This window comes from Roseovarius gaetbuli, from assembly GCF_900172365.1.
Lineage (GTDB): Bacteria > Pseudomonadota > Alphaproteobacteria > Rhodobacterales > Rhodobacteraceae > Roseovarius > Roseovarius gaetbuli.
The window spans coordinates 1-26,015 of record NZ_FWFJ01000029.1 but is presented as its reverse complement, the minus strand read 5'-3'; the positions used below and the strand labels follow the sequence as shown (position 1 = coordinate 26,015).

3 protein-coding genes are annotated in these 26,015 nt (G+C 62.5%); 2 read left to right on the top strand and 1 reads right to left on the bottom strand.

Annotated features, from left to right (window positions below; translation table 11 throughout):
* Positions 1-67 precede the first annotated feature (67 nt).
* Positions 68-23,818 (top strand): LEPR-XLL domain-containing protein, encoded by a 23,751-nt coding sequence (locus ROG8370_RS13615; protein WP_085827734.1) that lies wholly within the window; start codon positions 68-70, stop codon positions 23,816-23,818.
* A 50-nt stretch (positions 23,819-23,868) separates the two neighbouring features.
* On the opposite strand, the gene ROG8370_RS13610 is transcribed toward ROG8370_RS13615, so the two are convergent.
* Positions 23,869-24,630 carry an efflux RND transporter periplasmic adaptor subunit gene (locus tag ROG8370_RS13610; RefSeq protein ID WP_170925246.1) on the bottom strand — a complete coding sequence of 254 codons (762 nt, stop codon included), beginning with the start codon at positions 24,628-24,630 and terminating at the stop codon, positions 23,869-23,871.
* 232 nt (positions 24,631-24,862) lie between these two features.
* Between ROG8370_RS13610 and ROG8370_RS13605 the strand changes: the two genes are divergently transcribed.
* A complete protein-coding gene (locus ROG8370_RS13605) occupies positions 24,863-25,660 on the top strand; it encodes a SapC family protein (RefSeq protein ID WP_085827732.1) in 798 nt (265 codons plus the stop codon).
* Positions 25,661-26,015: the final 355 nt, after the last annotated feature.

The window sequence follows — 26,015 nt, the reverse complement described above, 5'->3', positions numbered from 1 at the left end:
TTTTTGTTACTGCCTTTTTTAATGATTTATTTTGAGTGCGCTCACACAGCTTTTATGAGGTTGCCAAATGGCTTTTCCGTTCGGACCGAAGAACGAAATTTCTGATTTCACGCCAAAGCGGCGTTCACGGTCATATACGACAGCCATTCGAGAGATCTTGGCCCGCGCCTCTGAAAAACGAGAGCGGGCCCGAAACCCCAAGCGGAAATTTAACCTTGAGGCGATGGAGCCGCGGATCCTGCTTGCAGCAGATCCGATTTTTGCACATGTGATCGCCGAGGCCGGTGATTACACGCTTGATCTCAACTACGACGCCGACAACGATCTTTACCAGATCCGCTTGCTTGACGATGACACCGGCCTGACGATCGCCAGTTCCGAGCTTGATGGTGTCACCGATATCGACATCACCGGCAGCAGCGGCAACGACAAGCTGACGGTTGATTTCCTGTTCCGGCCAGACGTGCCCTTTACGATTGATTTTGATGGTGGCGATGGCGAGGATCAGCTGGTTCTTGACGGCGCGAAGTACAGCACCGTCACCTATGACCTTGGCGCCGATGGGTCGGGGACCATCACCCAGAGCCAAGCGGGCACAGATCACCTGCGTACCTTCGTTAATGTCGAGAATGTCACTGACCTTGGCAATGCCGATTTCCGGATCGTCAACGATGCGGTGGATGGCCGGGGCGGCACGGTTCGCCTGACCGATGACGGGGTCGAGGATAACGGCGTGTCGCGGGTCGAGATGGGCCCGGCGGGCGCGCTGACCACGCTGGATTTCTACAAACCCAGTGGCGGCGGCACCTATACCAGTGGCGAGCTGACCTTCAATCTTGGCAATGGCGACGATCATGTCGTTTACGAGGGCTTTGACAGCCAGCTGACCGATGCGGGCAACGATCTTGATTCAATCCGCCAGCCGGATGTGATCATCACGATTGACGGTGGCGACGGCGATGACCGGATCTTTGGCCCGGCCAAGGATGTGACATGGCGGATCACCGATGACGACCGCGGCTTTGTCGACGGCGCGTTCTTCCAGAACATCGAGACGCTGACCGGCTCTGACGGCAATGACGACACGTTTTATTTCGAGGTCACCAATGTTCTGACGGTTCCGGGCACTCTTTCTGATGCACCGGGAAGCTTCACAGGCCTGATCGAGGGCGGCGTCGGCGGCGAAGATACCATCGTTCAGCAGGGCGCGATCTTCTCGGCCCCGACAAGCGGATCTTCGGGCAGCGGCACGATCAATTTCGAGACCTTCAATTTCACCGGGATGGAGCCGACGATTACCGTGGGCGGTACGGTTGGTGCCGATGACCTGACGCTTCAGGCCGCTGCGGCGGCGGGGCGCTTCGAGTTGGTGACAACCGGCGGCGCGCAATATGGCGGCGGTGATTTCGCCGCCGGGGCGCCGCTTGTGATCAACCTTGGCTTTGGCGATGATACCTTCCGTCTTGGGGCCGGACTTGAGAACTGGGGCGGAAGCCTCACGGTGCGTGGCGATTTCGGCGCTGACCTGATCGAGATGTTCGAGAATATCTCGACCCAGGGCGGCAATATCATCATGGACGCCGAAGTGATCGTGGTCGGCAACGGCGCGGTGATCGACACCCGGAGTCCGATTCTCGGGGCGGCCAATCACGGCGATATCACCCTGACGGGCGGCGGTAGCTCGGTCAGCGGGTCGCGCTTTGCCGGGATATTCGCAGGGCAGAATCCGTTCTCTGACCCCGCGGAAGAGCTTGAAGGCGCAGGGATTTCCATCGGCGGCGGCGCGCAATTGCTTGCGGCGGATGCCAAGGGCACCGTGGGCGGCCCTGCGGGCGGCGCGATCAGCATCACGGTCGATGCCGGCTTTGCGCTTGATGCGCTTGCCTTTACGCCGGGCCTGAATGAAAAGGTCGCCGCCTCGATGATTGAGATCGGCGATGCGGTCATTCGTGCCGGTACGGTCGATATTTCCTCAAGCGCGAATTCGGGCAAGGCGGTCGAGATCGAGATTGATGTCGACGCGCTTTTGGGGCTGCCGGATGACGAGGCTAGCGATGGCGAAGTTCAGGATGGTGATATCCCGCTTTTGGTGGGCGGTATTCAGCTTTTGGCGTCGGAATTTGAAAGCGCCGTTCAGAACCAGTTTGACAACCTGCCGCTGCTTGGCCCCCTGACCAAGCTTATCCCGGTGCATTTCATGCGCTCGGCGGCGCTTGCCGAGGTCAACCTTTTGGCGGGTCTGTCGCTTTGGGCCGAGGACACGATTGATATCACCTCGGCGGCGACCTCGCTGCTTCGGTTTGAAAATCCGGGGCTCAACATCGGCTTTACCTTTGGTGAATCCGATGCAAGCGCCAAGACAAATGTCGGCACTGGCGTGACTCTTGATGCGGGCGGCGATATCTCTATCGGCTCGAATAGCGACAACACGCTTGATGTCTCGACGAGTATCGTGTCGGGCTTGACCGTTGCGAAGAAGACCAAGACCGCGTCGGACGCGCCGCGCGGCTTTAAGCGGGTCAAGGGACCGGCGCTTGCGATGACGCTTGGCGATGCCACCACCGAGGCGCTGACCGATGTGGCGGCGGGGTCGTCGATCACCGGGGTGAATGTCACCATCGACGGGACCACGACCACCGAACAGGCGGTCAACACCAAGTCGCGTATCGTTCAGCCGCAGGCCAATCAGGGCGAAGCGGTTGCGATCACGCTGGCCTTTCTTGACAATACCGCCACCGCGCAGGTCGCGGGCACGCTTGGCGGCACCGAGGATGTGACCGTTTCCGCAAGCGCGGTGAATAGCGAAACCCTTCTGGATGCCAAGGCCGCGACCAAGGCAAAACCCTCGATCACTGAACAAAGCCCGCAGCAGGTTGCGCAAGACCGCCTTAGCTCGAACGCCGGCGGCGCCGGTGGCAAATGGGGCGGTCCGGGGCAGTTCGGTCTTTCGGCGGCTGTGATCGTTTCCGAGAACACGCTTCAGGCCAACGCCTTCCTGCTTGACGGGGCGTTTGTGACGGCTGGTGATACGCTCACCGTTGAGGCCACCACCGAGGATAACTTCCGCACCGTCGCGATTGGTGGCTCTGGTGCGGGCGCCGCGATTAGCCTTGCGGGCGGCATCAACGTGTCGCAGTTCGACAATGACGCGGTTGCGCGGATTGACGGCGCGACTGTGGTTGCGGGCGCATTGGTGGTGGACGCAGAGGCGATTATCCCCAATCAGGTTGATTTCCTTAACGAAATTCCGGCGTTCTTTAATGCCATCGACGATCTTGGCACGGCGCTTGGCGCCATGCCCTCGATCTCGGGCGCGTTTGGCAACGTCGGCGATAATGTCGACCCACAAGACCCCGAGCGTGCGACGCTGGCGGCAAATCAGTCGATTTCCGCATTTCAGGAATACTATGACGAGTCGCTCGGGCCCGCTCTGACCGGGGTGTCTGATGCGGCGACGCCGTTCCTTGGCTATGCCAACCCGGCCGGTGGTTTGCCCGATAAGGTCGCGACAAGCTATGTCGCCGCAAGTGCGGCTGCGGGCAATTCCGATTCCGGCACCGACGGCAAGCTGGCGATTGCCGGTTCCGTCAATGTCGTGCTTATCCACAACACCGCCAAGGCCGGCATCGGCGACGGCGCACGGGTCACGGTCACCGCCGCCAACGGCGCGCGGGTTGAATCGCTGGCCAGCATCGAGACCGTCGATATCGTCGGTCCGCCCAATATCAAGGCGATGTTCACCGGCGCGACCAAAAGCGATGGCTCCTCGGTGGGCGGCTCGTTCAGCTATGTTGCCAAGACCAACGAGGCCGACGCCTTTATCGCCGATGGCGCACAGATAACCGTTGTGCATGACCTCGTGGTCGATGCCGAAACCCGGCAGTTCGTGATGAACCTGACCGATGCCGGCGGCAGTGCCGAGGATGTGAATTTTCAGGGCAGCATTTCGATCAACGACCACGTGAACACCGCGCGCGCCTTTATCGAGGATGGCGCATCGGTGGATGCGGGCAGCGTGACAGTGGATGCCGAGCATTCGGCAACCATGCTGAGCTTTGGCGTCGCCTTTGCCAAGGGCGGCAGCACCGGCGTCGGCGTCAGTGCGGCGGTCAATGACGTGACCAATGTCACCCTTGCGAAGATCGGCAATGTCGAGGACGGCACGATTCCGACCGATCCGGCGTTTAATGCCGGTGTGCGCAGCGCGGGCAATGTCACGGTTGAGGCCGATAGTCTTAATCTTGGGCTCGTGGTGGCCTTCGCCGCCGCGAAACCCGATAGTGCCTCAAGCACCCCGACCGATCCAGCCGATAACACCACCCCGCCGACGGTGGATCAAAACAGTGTCACGACGGGGGACAGCACCCTTGATGTGGCCGGTGTTGCCGGGCTTGGGATTTCGGGCGCGGTTGGCATCAACATCATCGACCAGACCACCGAGGCGCTGATCAGCGACACGACCGTCACTTCTGGTGGCAACGTGACGCTGCATGCGGGCACCTCGGGGCCGGTGATCGCGGTGTCTGTACCGCTTACGATCATTACCGGCACGCCTGGTGGCGGTGACACGGGTATTGCCGGCGCTGTTGGGGTTACGGTCTTTGACCGCACCACCCGCGCGGCCATCGAGAATGCAACCGTGACCATCAACGGCGGCGGCGACCTCACGGTCGAGGCCGAAACCCGCTCGGAGAGCGTTGGTTTTGCGGTTGGCGGCTCTGGCGGGTCGGCGAGCGATATCGCGATTGCGGGCTCGGTCAATGTGACCGTCGCCAATGACACCACAGAGGCCCTGATCGGCAGCGCCGCAATCGTGACCACCGGCGGCAATGTCGAGGTTCACGCCAACGACTTTGCGGTGAGTGTCAACGTGGCGGGTGCTGCGGCGGATGGCAACAAGACCGCCGTCGGCGCGGCCTTTGACATCGGTATTTTCACCGATTCCGTGAAGGCCGAGATTGACGGCACTGTGACCGCTGGCGGTGATGTCACTGTTAAAGCGGAGAATTTCAGCGTCATTGTGTCCCTCGCGGCGAGCATCGGCAAGGCTGATACCGGGCTTGGGCTTGCCGGGTCGGTTGGCTTTAATTTCGTCGATAGCGATGTGATTGCCGAAGTGGGGGGCACCGTGCGCGCCACCGGCAGCCTTGGGATTTTTGCCCAGGATGAATTGATCGTTGTTGGCGTCGCGGGCGGCTTTGCCAGCGGCACGACGGGTGTCGGCATCGCGCCGGGCGTGTTGGTGGTTGATCACAATACCCGCGCCAGCGTGACCGCAGGCGCCAATGTGGTGACCCTCGGGCAGGGCGCAGGCCTTGCTGTTCAGGGCGCAACCGAACACGGGTTGATCGTGAGCGCCGATACCGATGACAAGCTCTTCATGGTGTCCGTCGCCGGGTCCAAGGCCGATCAGGTCGCCGTGGCCGGCTCGGTCGCGACCACCACCGTCAATGGCACGACCGAGGCGTCGATTGCAGCCGGGGCGCGGGTCAATTCGGACCTCGACGATCCGCTCGTCGACGAGATTGCGCCCAATGCCGCCACCGCACAGGGCGTAACGGTCGATGCACGCGCAAGCACCCTTCAGATCAGCCTTGCAGGCGGGATCGCCAAGGGCAACACCGGCGCGCTTGGCGCGGCCTTTGGCATTCAGACCATGGATCGCGACGTGCTGGCCTTTATCGGCACCGGGGCGGTCGTTGAATCGCGCGCCGGGGTGTCGGTTGCGGCACTGTCGGACGATATCCTGATCAACTTTGCCGTTGGCGGGTCCTCCTCGTCGAGCTTCTCTGGCGCGGGATCGCTGTCGCTTGGCGTGCTGGACCGGACCACGAGTGCCTCGATTGACGGCACTGTGATCACCGCAGGAAGCGTGTCGGTCTATGCCGATAGCAATCTCTTTGGCGGCATGATCGCCGGCGCCGTGGCCCTCAGCAGCGGCGGCAGCGCCGTTGGTGCCGCAGCGGCCCCGCTTGTCACCATCAATCAGACCGAAGCCGAAATTCGCGGCAACGCCCGGATCACGGCCAATGCCGACACGGCATTGCTGCGCACTGTTGATGGCGAGACCCGCACCATGCGCGGGGTTGATGTCTTTGCCAATGACACCATCCTGTCGAACACCGCGGCGATTTCCGGTTCGTCCTCCAGCGGCGGTTTTTCCGGCGCCGGTAGTTTTTCGGGAAGCTTCCTGTTTGGCACCAACGAGGTGATCAACGGGGATAACCCGGTGCCCTCGCTTGACTATGAAAACGCATCCGCGACCGGTAATGCCTCGGTCACCGAGGCGCTGATCGCCGATGGCGCGGTGGTCACGACCCAAGGCAACGTTACCCTGCATGCCAACGCCTTTGCCGAGGCGGCCGCGATCACCGGCGCGGTTGCCGTGGCGAGCGGCGGGGCCGGAATCGGCCTTTCAGGCAGCGTTATCGCGCGCAAGAGTGTGGTGCAGGCCGTGATCGGCAACGCCAGCGTGACGGCAGATGCCATTCGCGGCGCCAGCACCCTGCCGGATGACGGCGGCACGCGCACGGTGCGCGGTGTTGATGTCTCTGCCGATAGTGACCTCGTGATTGTCGGCCTTACCGTGGCCGGCTCTGGCAGCAGCGGCTTTGCCGGCGCAGGGGCGATCTCGATTGTCGTCACCGACGATGAAACCCGCGCGGCGATTGGCGCCGGGGCGGTGGTTGATACCAATGGCAATGTCACGATCGGGTCGGACAGCGATCTTATCATGGTCTTCGGGGCCGGGTCTGTGGCGGTTGGCTCGTCCGGCGCGGTTGGCGCATCGGTCTCGGTTGCGCTGACCCTGTCGCGCACCCTGGCCGAGATCGAGGCCGGGGCGACCGTTACCGCGCGCGCCATTGGCGATGCGACGATCATTCCCGATGACGAAGGCACGCGCGCCATCAACGGCGTCGATGTCTATGCCGACAGCTTCTTTATCGTGACCGGCCTTACGATTGCCGGGTCTGGCGGCGGGTCCGGCATTGCCGGGTCGGGCACCATCAACACGATCGTGCAGACCGACACCACCACGGCCCGGATCGGGGCCCTTTCGGCGGCCGATGGCGGCGCTGCGGTGCCTGCGCTGACCACGGTCACGACCAACGGAACGGTCACGGTCGAAGCCGATAGCGACGCGGTGATCGTGCCGCTTGCGGGCGGCGTGGCGGGCGGCTCCGGGGCGGCCTTTGGGGCGACAATCGTGACCCTGACGCGGGTCGCGGATATCGACGCTCTGATCGGGCGCGGTACGACGGTGACGGCGACGGGCAACCAGGTGAACACCATCACCGATAGCGGCACGGCGCGCAATGTGCGCGGCGTTGACCTGGTGGCGACCTCTTCGCCGGTTCTGGTCTCTGCCGGGATCGCGGGCGCCGTTGGCGGTCAGGGGGCTGCTGCGGGCGTGATCGCGGTGGTCACCGACACCGAAACCGTGCGCGCACGGGTTGAGGGCGCAAACATCAACACCTCGGGCAACCTGAGCGTCTTTGCCGATACGCGCAGCGGGCGCGATGGTCTTAACGGTCGCGAACTTGGCGATGTTGTGATCGAGCCGGTCACCTCGGCGGTTCTTGTGGCCGGGGCCGGTGCGGTTGCCGGTGGCTCCTCGGTTGGCGTTGGTGCCACGATTGGCACCGTCGTTGCCGTGCACAAGGTCGAGGCCGAGATCATCGGCAATTCAAGCATCACCGCGACCGGCGCGCTTGGCAGCACGGATCGCGCGATAAGTGCCTCCTCGAGCCGCACCATCAGCGGTGTCGATGTTGTGGCGCAATCGGGCATCTTCGGCGCGGCGCTTACCGTGGCGGGCGGCGCCAGCGGCAGCGTCGGCCTTGCCGGTGCCTTTGCAAATACCACCATTGTTGAAGAAACCACCGCGCGGATCACCGGCGGCACGGTCAATACCGATGGCAACGTCACGGTTCTGGCCGATAGCGATGTGACGATGGAAAGCCTTGGCGGCGGTGTTGGCGGCGGCGGCGCCGTTGGCGCGGGCCTTGGCGCGGCGGCCTCGGTGCATGATGACACCACGACGGCGGCGATTGACGGCACGGCCACAATCAACGCCAAGGGCAACACCGGCAGCACCCTGATGCCCACCGGCGAAGAGCTTGGGACCGGCAACCATACCCTGAGCGCGGTGCGCGGCGTGGCCGTGTCTGCGGTGTCCGAAGAGGTTATCATCTCGGGCGCGATCGGCGTCGGGGCCGGTGGAACGACCGGGCTTGCCGGATCGGGCGCGGTTTCGGTGCAGACCGAGGTCACCAAGGCGTGGATCGGCGGCAATGTCACGATCAGCGACACCAATGCCAACAGCACGCAGGATCTTTATGTTCTGGCCCGTGACACCGGCACGGTCGTGTCCGGCGGCGGGTCGTTTGCCGGGTCTGGCACGGGCGGCGGCGCCGCTGGGGCCGGTGTGCAGGTCACGGTCAAGGAAACCCGCGCATGGATCGCGGGCGATGTGACAACCAAGGATGATATCGCGGTGCGCGCCCTCTCCGAGGACGAAGCGGTTGTTGTCGCGATCAGCGGCTCTGGCGGGGCGTTTGGATCGCTTGCCGGGGCGGCGTCGGTTCTGTCGATTGACAACACCACCGAGGCGGCCGTCAAGGGCACGGCCACTCTGACCGCGGGCGACAGTATTGCGATCAACGCGCTGGACAACACCAGCACCGACGTGATTGCCGGTGCGGCCTCTGGCGCGATTGCCTCGGGTGCGGGCTCTGGCGGTGTGAGCGTGATCAACAAGACCACGCAGACCCTGATCGAAGCGGGCGCGACCCTCACCGCCAATGGCGGCGGTAGCGGCGTGAAATCCCTCACCGGCGGCGTCGGCGTTGAGTACCTGGCCGAAGCCGGTGACAATGACGTCAGCGTCGGCACGTCGGGCGCCAGCAGCAGCACCGCCTCGGCGCAGGGCTTTGACAATCAGGGCTTTGACAGCGAACGCGTGGCCTCGGCGGATGCCACCAACCTTGGCGGGATTACCGTTCAGGCGGTGTCGACCGACCGGGTCGAGACCTTCTCGGTCAACGGGTCGGGCGGCGGGGCTGCGGTTGCCTTGGGTGGCACGGTCAACGTCATCAACAACATCACCGAATCCAAGGTTGGCGCGGGCGCACGCCTGACCACGATCGCGGCGGGCGATGATATCCGGGTTGCGGCCTCCTCCGACAGCTATGCGCTGAACGTGATGGCGGCGGTTGCCGTGGGTGGCGTGGCCGGTGCGCCGGGCGCAAGTGCCGCCGTCTTTGACAGCCGCACAGAGGCCCGGGTGACCGGGGCCGTCCTGCGCAGCGCGGGCGATGTGATCGTCGCGGCGGATGCCGTCGAGGATGCGCTTGCGGTGACCGTATCGGTCGCGGGCGGGGGCTCCGGCGGGGCCGGGATCTCGGCGAATGCGATCGTCATGAAATCCGACGTTATCGCGGCGATTGATGGCGCGGCTGACGTGATTGCCGACCACAATGTTGTGGTCGATGCCGATCACGACACTACCGCAGACGTCATTGCCGGCGCCGCAGGTGTTGGCATTGGCGGCGGCGGCGTGGGGGCCGGCGTCAACGTGGTGGTGATCGAGAAAACCACCGAGGCCTATATCGCCGGATCGGCGCAGGTCGATGCCCGCGCGGGCGGCGCGGCGGGCAGTGTTCTGAACGGCACGCTGACCGGTACGAATGATACATATGACGATGGCGATGCCCTTGGGCGTCAGTCTGCCGAGGGCGTTCTGGTTACGGCCGAAAGTGCCGAGGATCTGTTTGTCTTTGGTGCGGCGGCGGGTGTTGGCGCAGTCGGGATTGCCGGGGCGATTGGCGTCGTGGTGGTCGATAGCGATACCTCGGCCTATGTCGGCGGCACGGCGCAGGTGAACCAGCGTGAAAGCGGCGACGCGAGCCAGTCCGTGGTTGTCACGGCGGGCAACAAGCTTGATTTCTTTGCCGGTCACGGCGCGCTTGCCCTGTCGCTTGGCGGAAGTGCTGCTGGCGCCTTGGGCGTCGGGATTATCCGTTCGGATACAAGCGCTTATACGGCGGCGGGCACCCGCGTGAACGCGGGTGGCGATGTGATCGTCGGCGCGGCGGAACTGATGAATGTCGACCAGTTGGTGATTTCCGGCGGCGGCGGCGCGCTTGCACTTGCGGCCTCGGTTTCGGTTCTGTCGTTTGGCAATGACCTTAACAGCAGCCAGACGAGCGAGCTTTCGGTTGGCGGCCAGAACGCCATCACCGAATCCGATAGCGCCGCCTCGACCGGTTGGTCAAGCAGCGTTCTGGGTGGTTTTGCAAGCAGCGATGGCAGCGAGAATGTCGACGGCACCGGTCAGCCTTCGGCGACGGCACGCATCGCTTCGGCCACGCAGTCCGGCAATGCGACGGTTGCAAGCAACACCTCGGGCACTGTGGCCAGCGGCGCAACGGCGAGTGTCACCACCACCGGCACCGATGCCTTTGTCGCGGGCGTGGTAAATGCGGGCGATGACGTGTTCATCCGCGCCAATGAGCGGATCGACCTTGATACAGATGCCGGCGCCGTGTCGCTTGGCTTTGCCGCGGTCGGCGCAGGCATCACGGTCAACACCCTGTCGCGCGGCACCACCGCCAGCATCGACAGCACCGCCACCATTTCGGCGGGGCGCAGTACCACATTTGGCCAGGTCGATGTCCTTTCGGACATGCGGATCAACGCCAATAGCGTTTCGGTTCTCGGCACGGCCGGGCTTGCCGGCGCGCTTGGCGCGTCGGTCGTGGTTCACACCGATTCAACCGGTGCGCGGGCAGAAATCGACGGCAATGTCATCGACAGTGACCGCATCACGCTTTCGGCCAGCTCCGAGCGCGATATCGTGCTGGAAAGCACTCAGCTTGCGGTCGGCTCTTTCGTGGCCGGGGCCTCGGTCAGCCAGGTCGATGTCACCGGAACCACCGAAGCGCGCATCGGCACGCTGGCCGATATCGGCGGCGGGACAAATGGCGGCGTCGACAGTCTTGATATGGATGCGCGCAGCGATACGGTTGCCAGCGTCACCGGGCGCTCGCTTTCGGGCGGGCTTGCGGCGGGCGGCGTCAACGAAATGGGCGTTGATATCGGCGGGGCGACCCGTGCCGATATCAACAGTGCGAATATCAATGTCAGCGGCGCGATGACGGTCGATGCCAACAGCGTCGCCACCGGCACCGCAACCGTGCGCGGTCTGTCGCTTGGTCTTGTGACGCTTGGCCTGTCCAAGGCGGTTGTCACGATTGATCCGACGGTCTCGGCCAAAATCCGTGGCAACTCGGATATTGATGCCGGATCGGTTGTCGTGCGCGCACAAACCAACCACGAGGCCAACGCCAACGGCAATGCAAGCGCGGGGGCGCTTGGCTCTGTTTCCAGAATCGAGGCGCGTGCGACCATCGGCGGAAGTGTGACGGCCGAGATCGCAGGCGCGGGCCTGACGGTCGATGCGGGCAGTGTCACGGTTGACGCGGCCAGCATCGTCGATGCCGATGCAATCGTTTCCGGTATCAACGGCGGGGTCTTTGCGGTCGGCGAGGCGAAATCCGTCGCGACGGTGAGCCCCTCGATCACGGCTCGGATCGGCGGCGGTGCCACGGTGACGGCAACCGGCGGCGCGGTCACTGTTCTGGCGCGTCACAACGTGTTGGACGACGGTACGGTCGTCACGGAAAGCGGCGATTTCGGCATGGATGCCAGCGCAAGTTCGACCGCCTCGGCCGGGGCGCTGATCGGCGTGTCGGGCGCCAATGCCTCGGCGACATCGCGCGCGCAGCTTACTGCGGAGTTGACGACGGGCACGGTTATTGCCGGAAGTCTTGCGATCAGGACATTGGGCGATTCCGACGCCACATCCATCGCCACAAGCCGGATCGGTACACTGATCGGCGGCGGCACCACGACCAGCACGGCGACCGTTCAGGGCTTTGCCACGGCGCGTATCAACGGCGCGATTGTCACGACGACCGGCCTGACCAGTGTCAACGCCAATGACGCGGCCAATGCCCATGCCAGCGGCACCGCCGGTGCAGGCGGGCTTGCCGCCGGGGTTGGTGGCAATTCGACAAGCACGGTCAACCGGACCGTCACGGCGATCATTCAGGGCAGCAGCACCAATATCAACGCGGGCGATGTGCGCGTCGGGGCGATCGGCCTCATGGGCTCGCTTGCGACCACATCCGGTGTCTCTGGCGGTCTTCTCGCGGCGGGCGATTCAAAGGCCACGGCGACGACAACCTCGACCGTGCGGGCCGAAATCCGCGATGCGATCAATGTCGCGGCCAATGGCGCGTCGGGCGATGTGATCGTCGAGGCGTTCTTTAACGTCGCCGACAAGAACGGCGTCGGCGCCATCGGCAATGCGGCGCGCGCAACCGGCAACACCTCGGTTGGCGGCGCAGGCAGCATTTCGTCCACCGACATCAGGGCCACCTCAACGGCCAATGTCTGGGCCGGGTTCGGCCCAAGCGCGGTGGTCGATGCGACGGATGATATCGAGGCGACCTCGCGGGCGTTCAACGCGGCGGATGCAGTTGCCAACAACAACGCGGCCGGCCTTATTTCCGGCGGCGATGCCGAAGCGAGAACCACCACCACCACCAATGCCGACGCAGTTCTGGGAAGCGGATCGCGCCTGACGGCGGGCGATCTTGTGCGTCTCAAGGCCTTTGCCGCCGCTGAGGCGCGCAATACGGTCACCGGCGGCACCGAGGGTCTTTTGAGTGCGGGCTTTAGCTCGGGCACGGTCACCATGACCACCACAGCCGATGCCGACATGAACGGCAATTCCCGGATCACCGCGCGTGATGCAGAACTGCTGGCTGAAACCTTTGCAAACGCAATTGTCCGGGTGACAGGATCATCGGGCAAGGAGCTGGGCGATTCGCTCAAGGCGCTGTTCGAGGGCGATTTCGCCAATATCGGCATTCCGTCGATTGCCTCGGCTGGTGGCGCGTCGGCTGTGCTTACGATCAATTCGGAAGCCGATGTGGAGCTGTCCTCTGGCGCGGTGATCGACGCGTCTCGCGACGCCACGCTTTTGGCGAAAAACGCCGTGTTGCTTGACGCCAATGTCAGCATGACCACCGGCGGAGCGGTTGCCTCGTCTTCGACGGCCTTCGTGACCACCAACATGGATACCGATGCCGATGTAATTCTGCGCGACGGGTCTACGATCCTCGCGGGTAACACTGTCGATATCGACGCGCTGAACGAGGTTGCTGGCAAGCAAACCGCAAACTCCAGCACCAATGTGACCCTTGCCGGGGCCTTTTCGACTGCGGTGTCGCGGCTTAATATCGGGACCAATGGCGACAAGGCACAGGCCCGCATCCTTCAAGAGGGCACCTCTCGTATCGAGGGCGTGAACGAGATCAAAATGGATGCGGTTGGCCGCGCCACCCAGAACCCTGACGGCGCGTTTGGAAACGAGGTTGTCTCGCGGGCGATTTCGAACGCCGACACAACTGTTCTTGCGGTTGCAAATGCCGAGGCCATCGGCTTTGGCTATGGTCAGTCGATCATCGACATGGCCGATCCTGCGGTGATGGTATCGAAATCGGTTGATATCGACGGAAGCTCCAACCTTGCGATCACCGAGGTGGCCGAAGCCGACGCATCGGGCTTTATCACCAAGATCGTGGAGGTCGTGCGCGAAGTGGTGCGCAAGGTGACCAAGTGGTTGCCCTGGCCGCTGGACAAGATCGTCGAATGGGTGGTCGATACGGTCATTGACCTTGTGACCGTGTTCGAATTTGCCGATAGCAATGCCGAGGTCACCAGTGTCGGCGACGATGCCGATGATATCGTCAATCTGCGCGGCTCGATCTTCCTTGGCGAAGGTTCGGACAAGCTGTTGCGGGTTAATGCCGATGGCACGATTGCGGCTGAATCCAACGTCGGCGCAACGATCAGTTCGAACACCATTCTGGTTGATGACATCATCAACGATGCCGGCGGCAAGCTTGATATCCGCCTTGTGCGCGGGATCGTCAGTGGCGATGCCGATATTTTCCTGCCCAAGCTTTTGACCAGCGTCACGCTTGAGAACAACACCAGCCGCGATCTGCACATTCAGCGGGTCGAGATGATTTCGACCAATGGCGGAGAGCCGGATATCAACGTGGTCGATAGCCGTCCGGCGCCTGCCGATGTGAGCCCCGGCTTTAATATCCGCAATGCGGGTGGCGATTTCACCACCTTCACCGTGCGTAACAATTCGACCGCGCTGACGTCTGACGTGCTGTTCCTGCGTGACATCAGCAACGTCGCCGCGATCTATGATTTCCGCGCCCAGGGCGGCAATATCACCCAGGCGGCGGGCGTAGACCTTATCGCCGGGGATGCGGGCCAGATGTTTGCGACCGATCTGAATGGCGGCACTCTCGTGCCTGCGGTCAGTATCGTGACCGATCGCGGCTCAATCGGGGCGGCGAATAATCCGTTCCGTCTTGAGCTTGTCCGGGGCCGCGATTTTGCCGATGGCACGATTGCGCATGATCCGGTCAATTTCTTCGGCCGCGCCGGAGATGATCTTTACCTTGACCTTCAGGGCACCAATATCAGCTTCTTGGAGACCACGGCGGTTACCACGCCGGCCGATGGTGTTCAGCTTGATATGCAGGCGGGTGATCAGATTGATTTCGTTGGGAAAACAGGCAAGCTGACGCGGGTTTTGACCGCGCCGAATGGGCTTGGCTTTATCACCACGGCCACGAATTTTGCGGTCGAGGGGGTCTATGACATCCTGAACGCCACTTCGACCGGCGGCGATGTCGACCTTGAGGTGCTCGGGCCCTCGTCGATGGCGATTGGCTCGGTGTCGGCGGTGAATGGCACCGCGACGCTGATTTCGGGCGGCAATCTTGTCGACCGCAACAACACGGGCGCGGCGGATGTGACCGCGCGCAACGTGATTCTGACCTCGCGCAGCGGCGCCATCGGATCGGCGGCAAACCCGTTTGATATCGACAGCTCGAACAACGCCTTGGGCACGGTTACGGCCACGGCCCCCGGCGCGATTGTCCTTAACGAGACCTCCGGTGACATGCGCATCGCGCGGATCAGCTCTGGCGCCGGGGTCACCCTGAGCGGCGTGGCAAGCGTGGTGGATGCGTCGACCGACACCATCGCCGATATCATCGCCACCAACCTTACGATTTCGGCAGGTAACGGCGTCGTCGGCACCACCGCCAACAATCTTGACCTTGACGTGAACCGCATCGACAGCGTGCTGGCGCGTTCGGTTCACCTTAACGAGGTGAGCGGCAACATGGTGGCCGGATCGGTCACCGCCACGGCGGGCGATGTGCGCCTCAATGTGACGGCGGGCAACCTTCTGGTGGAAACCATCACCGCCAGCGGCAATACCTTCCTGACCACCCCGGTCGGCAGCGTGCTTGATGGCACCGCCGACGCAGGGGCGGGCATTTTCACCAATGGCCTCACCATCACGGCGTCGGGCAGCATCGGCACGGCCTCGGATGCGCTTGATGTTGATACCAGCCGCACAGCGGCCCCCGGCGCGGTTCTGGCGGCGGGCAATGGCATCACTCTGCGCGAGACGGCGGGCACGCTCGTTCTGGCTTCGGTCACGGCCAGCGGCGGCAATGTCGCGCTTGAGGCGATCGCAGGCGGTATTCAGCTTCAGGCCGGCGGCGTGATTGCGGCGCGCGCGGGCAACCTTGTGATGACCGCCAGCGGCGCGATTGATCTTGGCGTCAGCAGCAGAACCTCGGCCTCGGGCGCAATGACCCTTTCGGCGGGCACAAACGTGATCACCGGCGCAGACAGCATTGTCACAGCGGGCAGCACCCTGTTGATCACCGCTGCCGGTCTGATCACCGGCCAGTCCTCGACGATGTCGGCGGGCAACGCTCTGAGCGCCAATGTTTCGGGCAATATCGCCCTTGGTCGCCAGAGCCAGACCACCTCGACGGGCACGATGTCCCTGAGCGCAGGCAACGCGGTCACCACTGGTGACGACAGCACGCAAACGTCGGGCGCCGCCATGACCGTTTCGGCGGCAAGCCTGAGCACCGGCGTGATGTCGACGCTTGAGGCCGGGGGCACGCTGGCCGTGGCCACCAGCGGCGCGATCACCACCGGAACCGCAAGCCGGATGACCGCCAACGGCACGCTGTCGCTCGGCGCGGGCGGGGCGATTTCGACCGGGACCGACAGCGTGATCATCGGCGCGAGCAACATCGTGGTCTCGGGCGCGAGCCTGACCACGGGACCCCGCTCCTCCATTGCTGCTGGCACCACGCTGGCCGCGACCACCACGGATGGCACCACCCTTGGTGTCGCAAGCCGGATGACGGCGGGCAGCTCGATGAGCCTGACAGCGGGCGGCGCGGTCACCACTGGCAGCGACAGCGAGCAATCTGCTGGCACCAACCTGTCGGTCACGAGCGCGAGCCTGAGCACCGGTGTCAGCTCGACCATGCAGGCGCTTGGCGCTTTGAGCGCGACCACCACGGGCGCGATCACCCTTGGTGTCGATAGTGCCATGACGGCGGGCAGCACTCTTGGCCTGAACGCGGGCGGCTCGATCTCGGCCTTGCAGGGCGCGCGTGTTGCGGCGGTTGGCGCGGCCAATATCCAGGCGCGCGACAATATCACCTTTGCCACCGGAAGCGTGGCCGAGACGGGCAGCGATCTTACGATTGCCGCCGATGATGACCTGACACAGGACCTCGGGGCGCTGTTTGCGGCGGGCAACCTGATCACCCTGTCGATCGATCTTGGCGATGCGGATGCGCCGCGCGCGACGATGGCGCTGAACGGGGCGCTTGAGGCCCAGGCGATCGAAATGCTGGGTGGCGCGGATGATGATATCTTCCGCATCAACGTGACGGCGATTGATGGCAATACCAACCTGCGCGCGGGCGCGGGCGATGATGACATCTTTATCAACCGCCTGCCGTCGATGACGACGGTGCGCGGTGGTCTTCGCGACAGCTTCTCGATTGATGGCGAGGCCGGCACCGATGTGACCGAGATCGACCTGACCGGCATCAGCGATGTGGTGATCAACACCTTCGACAGCGGTGCGCCAGATGACGGGCTTGACCGGATGCTGATCCGCACCACCGCCGAGGATGACACGGTTCTGATCCGCAAGAACTTTATCGCCTTGCTGCAAAGCGATGGCGCGGGCGGCTTTGCCAACCCGCTTGAGCGGATCAATTACGACGAGACCATCAATGCCCGCGTCCGGATCGAAACCGGCGAGGGGAATGACACCTTTGCGATGGATGACAACAGCACGCTTTTGACGCTGGATGGCGGCATCGGCGACGATACCTTCCAGATCGGCCAGGTCTTTGGCTCAGAGCGTCAACCGGGCAATGTCGCGCCGGGTGACGAGATTGCGACCGTCACCACGACCTCTGGCTTCCTGAGCCGCGGCAATAGCGTGGCCACCGTGCTTTATGGCGGGCTCGGCAATGACATCTTCCGGGTCTATTCCAACCAGGCGGCTTTGCGCATGGAAGGCGAGGCGGGCAACGACAACTTCCTGCTGCGGGCCTTCCTGCTCACCGATAGCGACGGAAGTTCGCTTGCCGGAGAGTCGGAGCTGAATGCGGGGGATGGCGATGACGAAATCCGCTATAACGTCAACGCACCGGTCAATATCGACGGCGGCGCCGGGTTTGACCGCGTTGTTGCGGTCGGCACCGAGGCGAATGACAACTTCCTGATCACCAAGGCCGGCATTTTCGGCGCCGGTCTTTCGGTTACCCTGTCGGGTGTCGAAGAGGCGCTTGAAGTAGACGGGCTTGAGGGCGACGACAGCTTCTTTATCCTGTCGACCCGCGAGGGCGTTGTGACCACCGTGATCGGTGGTCTTGGCAGCGACACCTTCAACGTCGGCGGAAGCGTCCTTGTGCCGGTGATTGCCGCCACGGATGGCGGCCAGCCGGGTGTGATCAACCACTTCCTTGATGCCGATCCCGAGATCGATCCCGGGTTTTGGGACAAGGTGGGAGAGGGTATCGACCTTACGGTCAAGCCGGTCAATTCGGATGCGGTGTTCATTGACGAAACCGGCACCGGCACGCAGGTTTCCGAGGGCAGCGGCCTGATTGATACCTATACGATCCAGATGCCGGGCGTTCCGGTGTCGCTGACGTCGGCCGCCTATATCACCGTTTCGGCGGCGCAGGCCTCGACCGCGCAGCCCAACGGTGCACGCACGGTTCAGGTCTCGACCGACGGGGTGAATTTCTCGGATCAGCTTGTGCTCAGCTTTGACAGCACCAACTGGAATGCACAGCGCACGATCTATGTGAAAGCGCCGAACGATACCGCCGAAGAGGGGCCGACCACGGCGGTGATCGGGCATTCGATCATCTCAAACGATCCGGCGCTCAACGGCATCCGACTTCAGGATATCAAGGTCGAGGTCGAAGATAACGACCGCGCCGATATCATTGTCACCGAAACCGGCCCCGGCACCACGGTTGCCGAAGGTGGCAGCAGCGACACCTATTCGGTCCGCCTGTCCAAAGCGCCCAATGTGGGCGAGACGGTGACCGTGACACTGGATGCGAATGGCGAAGTCAGCTTTGATGACAACACGCTGGTGTTTGACAGCACGAATTGGAACGACGCACAGGTTGTGACGGTTTCGGCGGTCGATGACGTCGACGAAGAAAACCTAGACGATGTGACGATCACCCATTCCGCCAGCAGCAGCACCGGCGCGTTTGACGCCGAGGATGTGACAATCGTTGCCAGTGTTCTGGACAATGACACCGCCACCCTTGTGGTCAGCCAGAGCGACGGCAGCACCACGGTGAGTGCAGGAACCGATGGCACCGACAGCTATGACCTGACGCTAAGTCGTGCGCCGGTCGGAAGCGTGACCGTGACCATTGAAACCGACGGTCAGACACTCTTGTCGAGCGCCGATGCGCGCTTTGACGGCACTACAGTCACCTTTGATGCGACCAATTGGGATATCCCGGTGACCATCGACGTGGCGCTTGATCCCACGGCGCCGGTCGCTGATCCTGCCAACCCGATCAAGACCGTTGCCGCACAGCCGCATCTGGTGAATGCCATCAACGGCCCGCTGATCCTTGAAGGCAATGTCGGCCCCGAGGATCGCTCGCTTGTGTCGGCGATCATCCTGCCGACCGAGCTTGACATCCCGCTGACCCCGCCCGAAGTGCCCGAAGTCGGTACCGATGTGGACCGGGTGAATGTCTTTAACGACAGCTCTGACGCGCCGGACACGGGTGTTTTGACCGCTGGCAATCTGTCGGGTCTTGGCATGGGCGGCGAGCTGCCCCTCAACCAGGGCACCGAAGAGGCCGAGATGTTCGTGACCTATGCCGGTGGCATCACCTATACCAACATGGACATCTTCGAGGTCATGCTGGGCCGCAATAACGATACCTTTACGGTTGAAGGCACCGCCGAAGGCACGATCACCGCGATCCACGGTGGGGGTGGCGATGATACCATCACCGCGCTTGATCACTCCGGGCCGCTTGTTCTTTATGGCGATACCTCGGCCAGCGGCGAACGCTATAGCGCCGGGGCGGGATCGCTTTCGGACAATGCCTATCGCTTTGGCCCGGATGGCGATGATGTCATCGACGTGCGCGACACGACCAGCGCGGTTGTGATCGACGCCGGGGGCGGCAATGACACCGTCTATGGCGGGGCTGGCGGCGATCATATCGCCGGTGGCGCAGGCGATGACGTGATCCTCGGCTTTGGCGGACGTGACCATATCTATGGCGACAGCCGCTTCGAGGTCGATCTTGTGACCCGCGAAACTGAAACCGATGTCACGCAGGGTGCTGGCAACGACGACATTTCCGGTGGCGATGGTGCGGACATCATCTTTGGTGATCACGGCCGGATCCTTCAGCCCGGCCAACTCAAGGTGCTTGGCACCGGTGGCGTCACGCAGGTGATCTCGGCCAGCCCGAACGTGGGCGGTTCGGATACCATTGACGGCGGGCTTGGCGACGATCTTGTGATCGGTGGCGCCGCTGGTGACGTGATCGAGACCGGTGACGGCGACGATATGGTTGTTGGCGACAATGGCGAAATGGCCTTTGTCGACGGGCGGCCCTCTGTTCTGCGCACGCTGAGCGACGATATCGGCGGCGATGACATCATCGACGCCGGTGAGGGCGACAATGTCGTTCTTGGCGGCTTTGCCTCTGACAGCATCACCGCAGGCAGCGGCGCGGATGTTATCCTTGGCGATGGCGGCGTGGTTGACTGGTCGCTGGTAACGCCGCTTCCGACGCTGTCGCGCGTCGAAACCATCGCGCAAGAGCTTGGTGGCAATGACACGATTTATGCGGGCAATGGCGAGAATATCGTCCTTGCCGGTGTCGGCGCGGATCTGGTGGATACCGGAACCGGGGGTGACATCATCCTTGGCGACAATGGCGTGATCATCTTCAACGCCGGAGTCGTTGTCACGGTGCGCAGCACCGTGTCGACCATCGGTGCGGGTGACCTTATCCGCTCTGGCGCGGGCAATGACACGGTTCTTGGCGGCACCGCCAATGACACGATCGAGACCTCGACCGGCGAGGATATCGTCCTGGGCGACAGTGGCCAGCTTGATTACACCGACGGCGTTCTGCGCGTCGCAAGCACTCTCTTCGAGGGGCTTGGCGGTGGCGATGACACCATCAACAGCGGCGCAGGCGATGACGTTGTCATCGGCGGCGACGGCGGTGATGAGATCGCAACGGGCGAGGGCGCGGACATCGTGCTTGGCGATCAGGGCCGGATCACATGGGATGCGGATAATGCGCGCCCTGCGACCATCGAAACCCTGTTGTTCGATATCGGTGGCGTTGATCTTATCACCACGGGCAATGGCGAGGATATCGTCATTGCCGGGACGGCGGGCGATTCGGTTGATACCGGCGCCGGGGCGGATGTTGCCTTTGGCGATCACGCGCAGATCATCCTGAACCTCGGGGTTATTGCATCGGCCAGCTCGATTGCGGTGACGCAGGGCGGGAATGACCGCCTGACGCTTGGTGCGGATAATGACATCGCGATTGGTGGTTACGGCGATGACACGATCACCGGCGATGGCGGGATGGATATCCTGCTGGGCGACTCGGGCCTGTTCGATAGCTTTGCCCTTGATGGCGATACCTCCTCGCTTGATATCGTCACCTCGATTGCGCCCGAGAGCGGCGGTGCCGATGAGATTGACGGCGGTGACGACAATGACGCAATCATCGGTGGCGGTGCGCAGGATATCTTGATCGGCGGCAACGGCAACGATCTTGTGTTTGGCGATCACGGCAAGATCGAGCGTCTGAGCGGTGGTCGGATCGACCTGTCGCAACTGCCGCTGACCACGGCGGCGGATCTTCCGTTCTCCTTCCTGTCGATCTTCGCGCATGACGCGGCGCTTGGCGCAGGGGATCGGATCATCCTTGGCGCGGGCGACGATATCGCCGTCGGCGGCCAGGGTGGCGACAGCATTTCGGGCGGCACGGGCGGTGATGACATCATCGGCGGCCACAACGATTGCGGCGGTGCGGATGGCGATGACATCATCGACGCCGATGAGGGCGATGATGTCGTGGCGGGCGACAACGCGGAAATTCTGCGTCGCGCCGACACGCTTGATCAACGCCTGCGCAGCCTTGCGGGCGCCACGCTCTATGAGGTGGACCCGATCACCGGCGCGTTCCTGCCGGATTACCTGCCCAATGTCACCGCCGAATGGCAGCCGAGCCTGAGCGGTGTTCAGGGCCGTGACATCTCGCTGTTTGATCATTCCGAGGGCGCATCGCCCGAGACATGGGGCAATGACATCATTGCCGGTGGCGCGGATGATGACCGTCTGTTCGGTCAGCGCGGCGACGATACGGTTTACGGCGATGCCACGATCGACTTTGACGCCCCCGGTGGCCCGCTGGTCATTCAGGATGGCAGCGAGAGCGATGGCAACGATTACATCGAAGGCGGCGGTGACAATGATCTGTTGATCGGCGGCCTCGGTCAGGATGACCTGATCGGTGGGTCGTCGCTTCTGTTCCTCGGCAAGAGCTGTAACGACGAGGGTGGCGAACAGCTTATTGATGGCGATGACACTATCTATGGCGGCGACGGTCTTGATCTTGAGCGCAACAGCCTTGGCGACACCTCGGATCGCGGCCATGCCCGTGACGCGGATGTGATCCTTGGCGACAACGGCAACATCTTCCGGGTTGTCGCGGATGGCGCCGCGCTGAACTATCAGTGGGATACTTACGGTCCGGGCGGCACCGAACGCGTCGAAGTGCGCGCCATTGAATATGCGGCCTATACGCCGGGCGGGGACCCCAGCGATATCGGCGGCAATGACCTGATTGATGGCGAGGGTGGTGATGACATCATCCACGGCATGGGCGGCAAAGATGTCCTTTATGGCGGTGCGCAGAACGACGATGTGATCGGCGGCGCCGGGGATGACTGGATCTCGGGCGGCACCGGCAACGACGGGATTTTGGGCGATGACGGCAAGATCCTGACAAGCCGCAATGGCCTGACGGAAACCTTGATCGGGCTGAATACCGCCACAACGGAAGAGATCATCTCGACCCAGGCGAATGCGTTCCATGCCATTCTCAACCCGCTTGGCGAGTTGAAGAAAACCGCGGATCTCGAGCCTTGGAATCTTGGCGGAAGCGATCTGATCTATGGTGGTCTCGGCGATGATTCCATCCACGGCGGTGCTGGCAATGACGGGATTTCGGGCGCCGAGGCGCTGCCTGAATTCTATACCACGCCGAGTGAGTGGCGCCCCGAGACTGATCCGGTCACTGGCCGCCTGATCACACCCGACGGTTTTTATGACTTCAACAACGCCCTTGCCCGGATTGAGGGCCATGTCCTGAACTTTGACGCGACCGAGGGCGAGCTTTCGCCGCTGGCACGCGAATGGGCCAAGGGGGATGGCGATGACAAACTGTTCGGCGATATCGGCGATGACTGGATCGTCGGCGGCACAGGGCGTGATCACCTCTGGGGCGGTCTTGGCGGGGATATCCTGAACCTTGACGATGATCTTGGAACCAATGGCGGGGCCAATGATGCGCCCGATGCCGCCACGACGCCGGTTTCGGGATATGGCGACCTTGCCTTTGGCGGCGGTGGACGCGACATGCTTATCGCCAACACTTCGCATGACCGGATGGTCGACTGGGCGGGCGAATACAACAACTTCGTCGTCCCGTTCTCGCCCTTCGGCAACTGGACCGTGGTCAGATCGCCTGCGCCCTGGATTCAGGAGTTCCTGATTGCGGTGGCCGAAAGCGATGGCACGGATATGACGCGCCTTGGCGAAGGCGGCGATCCGGATCGTCTTGGCGAACCCTTCGGCGAGTTGGGGATGATCACCCAGCAGGATGATGGCTGGCAGGACAACACCGGCGCACCCGATGGCGGACAGCCGGGCAATACCAAGGGCGCACGTGATGGCCGCGGGATTGAACCGGCTCCGGCTCCGACCGATCCGTCAACTGTTGATCTGACTGCGGACGAGGCGCCGCTTGCGGCTGTGACGACCTTTGACGTGACGACCCTGTCAACTGATATCACTTCGGGAGACACAGGCTGGATCGTGGAGACACAGGAGAGCCTTGCCGAGACGTCACAGACTCAGCCTGAGGATGGCGCAGAGGTTGTCGAACTTCTGATCGTCCAGCCTGCGGCGAATGACAATACAGCAGAGGCGACCGTGGCTGACGATAGCGGCTTGGTCGATTGGGGTCTGGTGCCAGTCGCGGCTAGCGCGTCAAACGGCAATAAGAAGGAATAAAAAAGGGGCGTTAAGCCCCTTTTTTACGACCAGCGGATGCAGGCCTTAGGTTATAGCCGCGCGGTACAGCGCACACCGGCCGGCAGGCTCTGGCCCGGATTTGGCAGGCTCAGGCGTACCCCGAAGGTGCCCGAGGCCGCATCAAAGACACGGTCGACCACTTCGACCACGGCGGTGTGGGCAAGATCGGGTTGGGTTTCGAGGCGGATTTCGATCTCGGCGCCGATCTCGATCTGATTGGCCATGTCCTGGGGCACGAAAATCTCGACGTGCAGCGGGTCAAGGGTGGCGATGCTCATCACGGCGCCCTGTTCGTCGGCATATTCGCCCGCATCTGCATTGCGCGCCGTGACGATGCCGTTGACCGGGCTGATCACCGTGCGTTGATCCAACAGCGCGTTGATCCGGGTAAGCTCGATCGCGGCCAGATCCCGGTCGGCGATCACGCGGTCGCGTTCCTGGTAAAGGCCGATAAGTTCGGCCTCGACGCGATCAAGTTCGCGCATGGCGATCAATTCGCGTTCATAGAGGATCTTGACCCGCTCAAGCTGGCCTTCAAGCACCTTGATGCGGGCATCGACGCCGGTGATCTGGGTCTCGTCCGAGGCGCGGCGCGTGGCAAGGGCGACCTGCGCCTGAAGCGCGGTATCGGTCAGCTTTAGAAGGACATCGCCCTCTTTGACCACATCGCCGCGGCCGACATTGACCGATTTGACAAGGCCGGGCACCTCGACGGCGATTTCGACCACTTGGCTTGGCATGACCACGCAAGAGCGGATATCCAGCGCATGGGCGGGCGCGGTGCCCAACATAAGTAGACCTATAATCGACATTCTTTGCAACATGGGTTGCTTCCAATCCTTATTCTCGCCAAACTTTGCCCGGATAAAGCATCATGAACGGGATTTGGTGGTTAATTTCTTTACGATCGAATGGCTTGAGACGCACGATAGCGTGTTATGCTTTGCCCGGTCAGTCAATAGTATTCGCGGTATGCGAGGATTTTGAAAAACCCTTAATAACGGCCGTCTAAGGAGCAAGAACATGGAAACGCAACTACTATTCTACAAACGGGCCGTACCGGTTTCGAGCGAAGCACATAAGGATGTCTCGCTTCGGGTTGCCGGTGATTATACTTTCGCCAAAGAGGTGAACTCTGTGCCCCTCGTCGCGGCCGAGTTTCGCGCCGCAGCACCCGACAGCACGATCGTCTTTGCCGGTGAGGGCGAAGAGGTCATGCCGGTGGTCATCCTTGGCCTGCGCGACAAGGAAAACCTGTATGTCGATCCCGACGGGTCGTGGAACGGGCGTTACATCCCGGCCTTCATGCGCCGCTATCCGTTTGTCTTTGCCAGCTCTGAGGACGGTAAGAACTTTACCCTCTTCGTGGACGAAGAATATGACGGGGTGAACAAGGACGGCGAGGGCGAAAAGCTGTTCGATAGCCGTGGCGAGCGCACAAGCTATCTTGGCCAGGTTCTGGATTTCATGCGCGAGTATCAATCACAGTTCGCGCGCACCAAGGCCTTTTGCAAACGTCTGCACGAGCTTGGGCTTCTGGAGCCGATGCATGCACAATACACATTGCCGGATGGATCACCCGGTCGCCTGGCCGGATTCTCGGCGGTGAATCGCGAAAAGCTCAAAGAGCTGAGCGGCGAAACCCTTGAGCAGATGCTCAAGACCGACGAGCTTGAGTTGCTGTTCGTTCACCTGCAATCGCTCAACAACCTGCAGCCGCTCATGGAAAAGGTTGCCGCAACCGCGCCCAAAGCTGCCGATAAAGCCAAAGGCACGAACGGGGCCGCCAAAAGCAAAACGGCAAAGTCGGAAACGGCCTGACGACTCAGGCTCTCGGCACTGGGGGCAGGATAAAAGCGAGAAGGGGGCCACTGGCCCCTTTTTTCATCTTTGCAGTGCTTGAGTCGGGCGAATCTTGTTAAATATCTGTAATTACGGTCTTTATTGGACCCACGGATTGTGCAGAGCACGATCAGGCGGGCCAAATCCCACGCCGAACCCCCTTATTTCCAAGGAAAAACCGTGCAGATGCAGAAAAATTCATTTTTTGCCAAAAAAGGGGTTGCGGGTTTTCCCTACTAACCGTAGAACCCCCTTCACCGGCGGCGCAGTGATGCACACCGGGACGCCGGACGGACCAGACGGGCACTAGCCAAGACGGGAAGCGAGGCCAAGA

Excerpts from the sequence above, each read along its gene's own strand:
- ROG8370_RS13610 (WP_170925246.1), bottom strand. The coding sequence starts at position 24,630 with ATGTTGGGCACCGCGCCCGCCCATGCGCTGGATATCCGCTCTTGCGTG.
- ROG8370_RS13615 (WP_085827734.1), top strand. The coding sequence starts at position 68 with ATGGCTTTTCCGTTCGGACCGAAGAACGAAATTTCTGATTTCACGCCA.
- ROG8370_RS13605 (WP_085827732.1), top strand. The coding sequence starts at position 24,863 with ATGGAAACGCAACTACTATTCTACAAACGGGCCGTACCGGTTTCGAGC.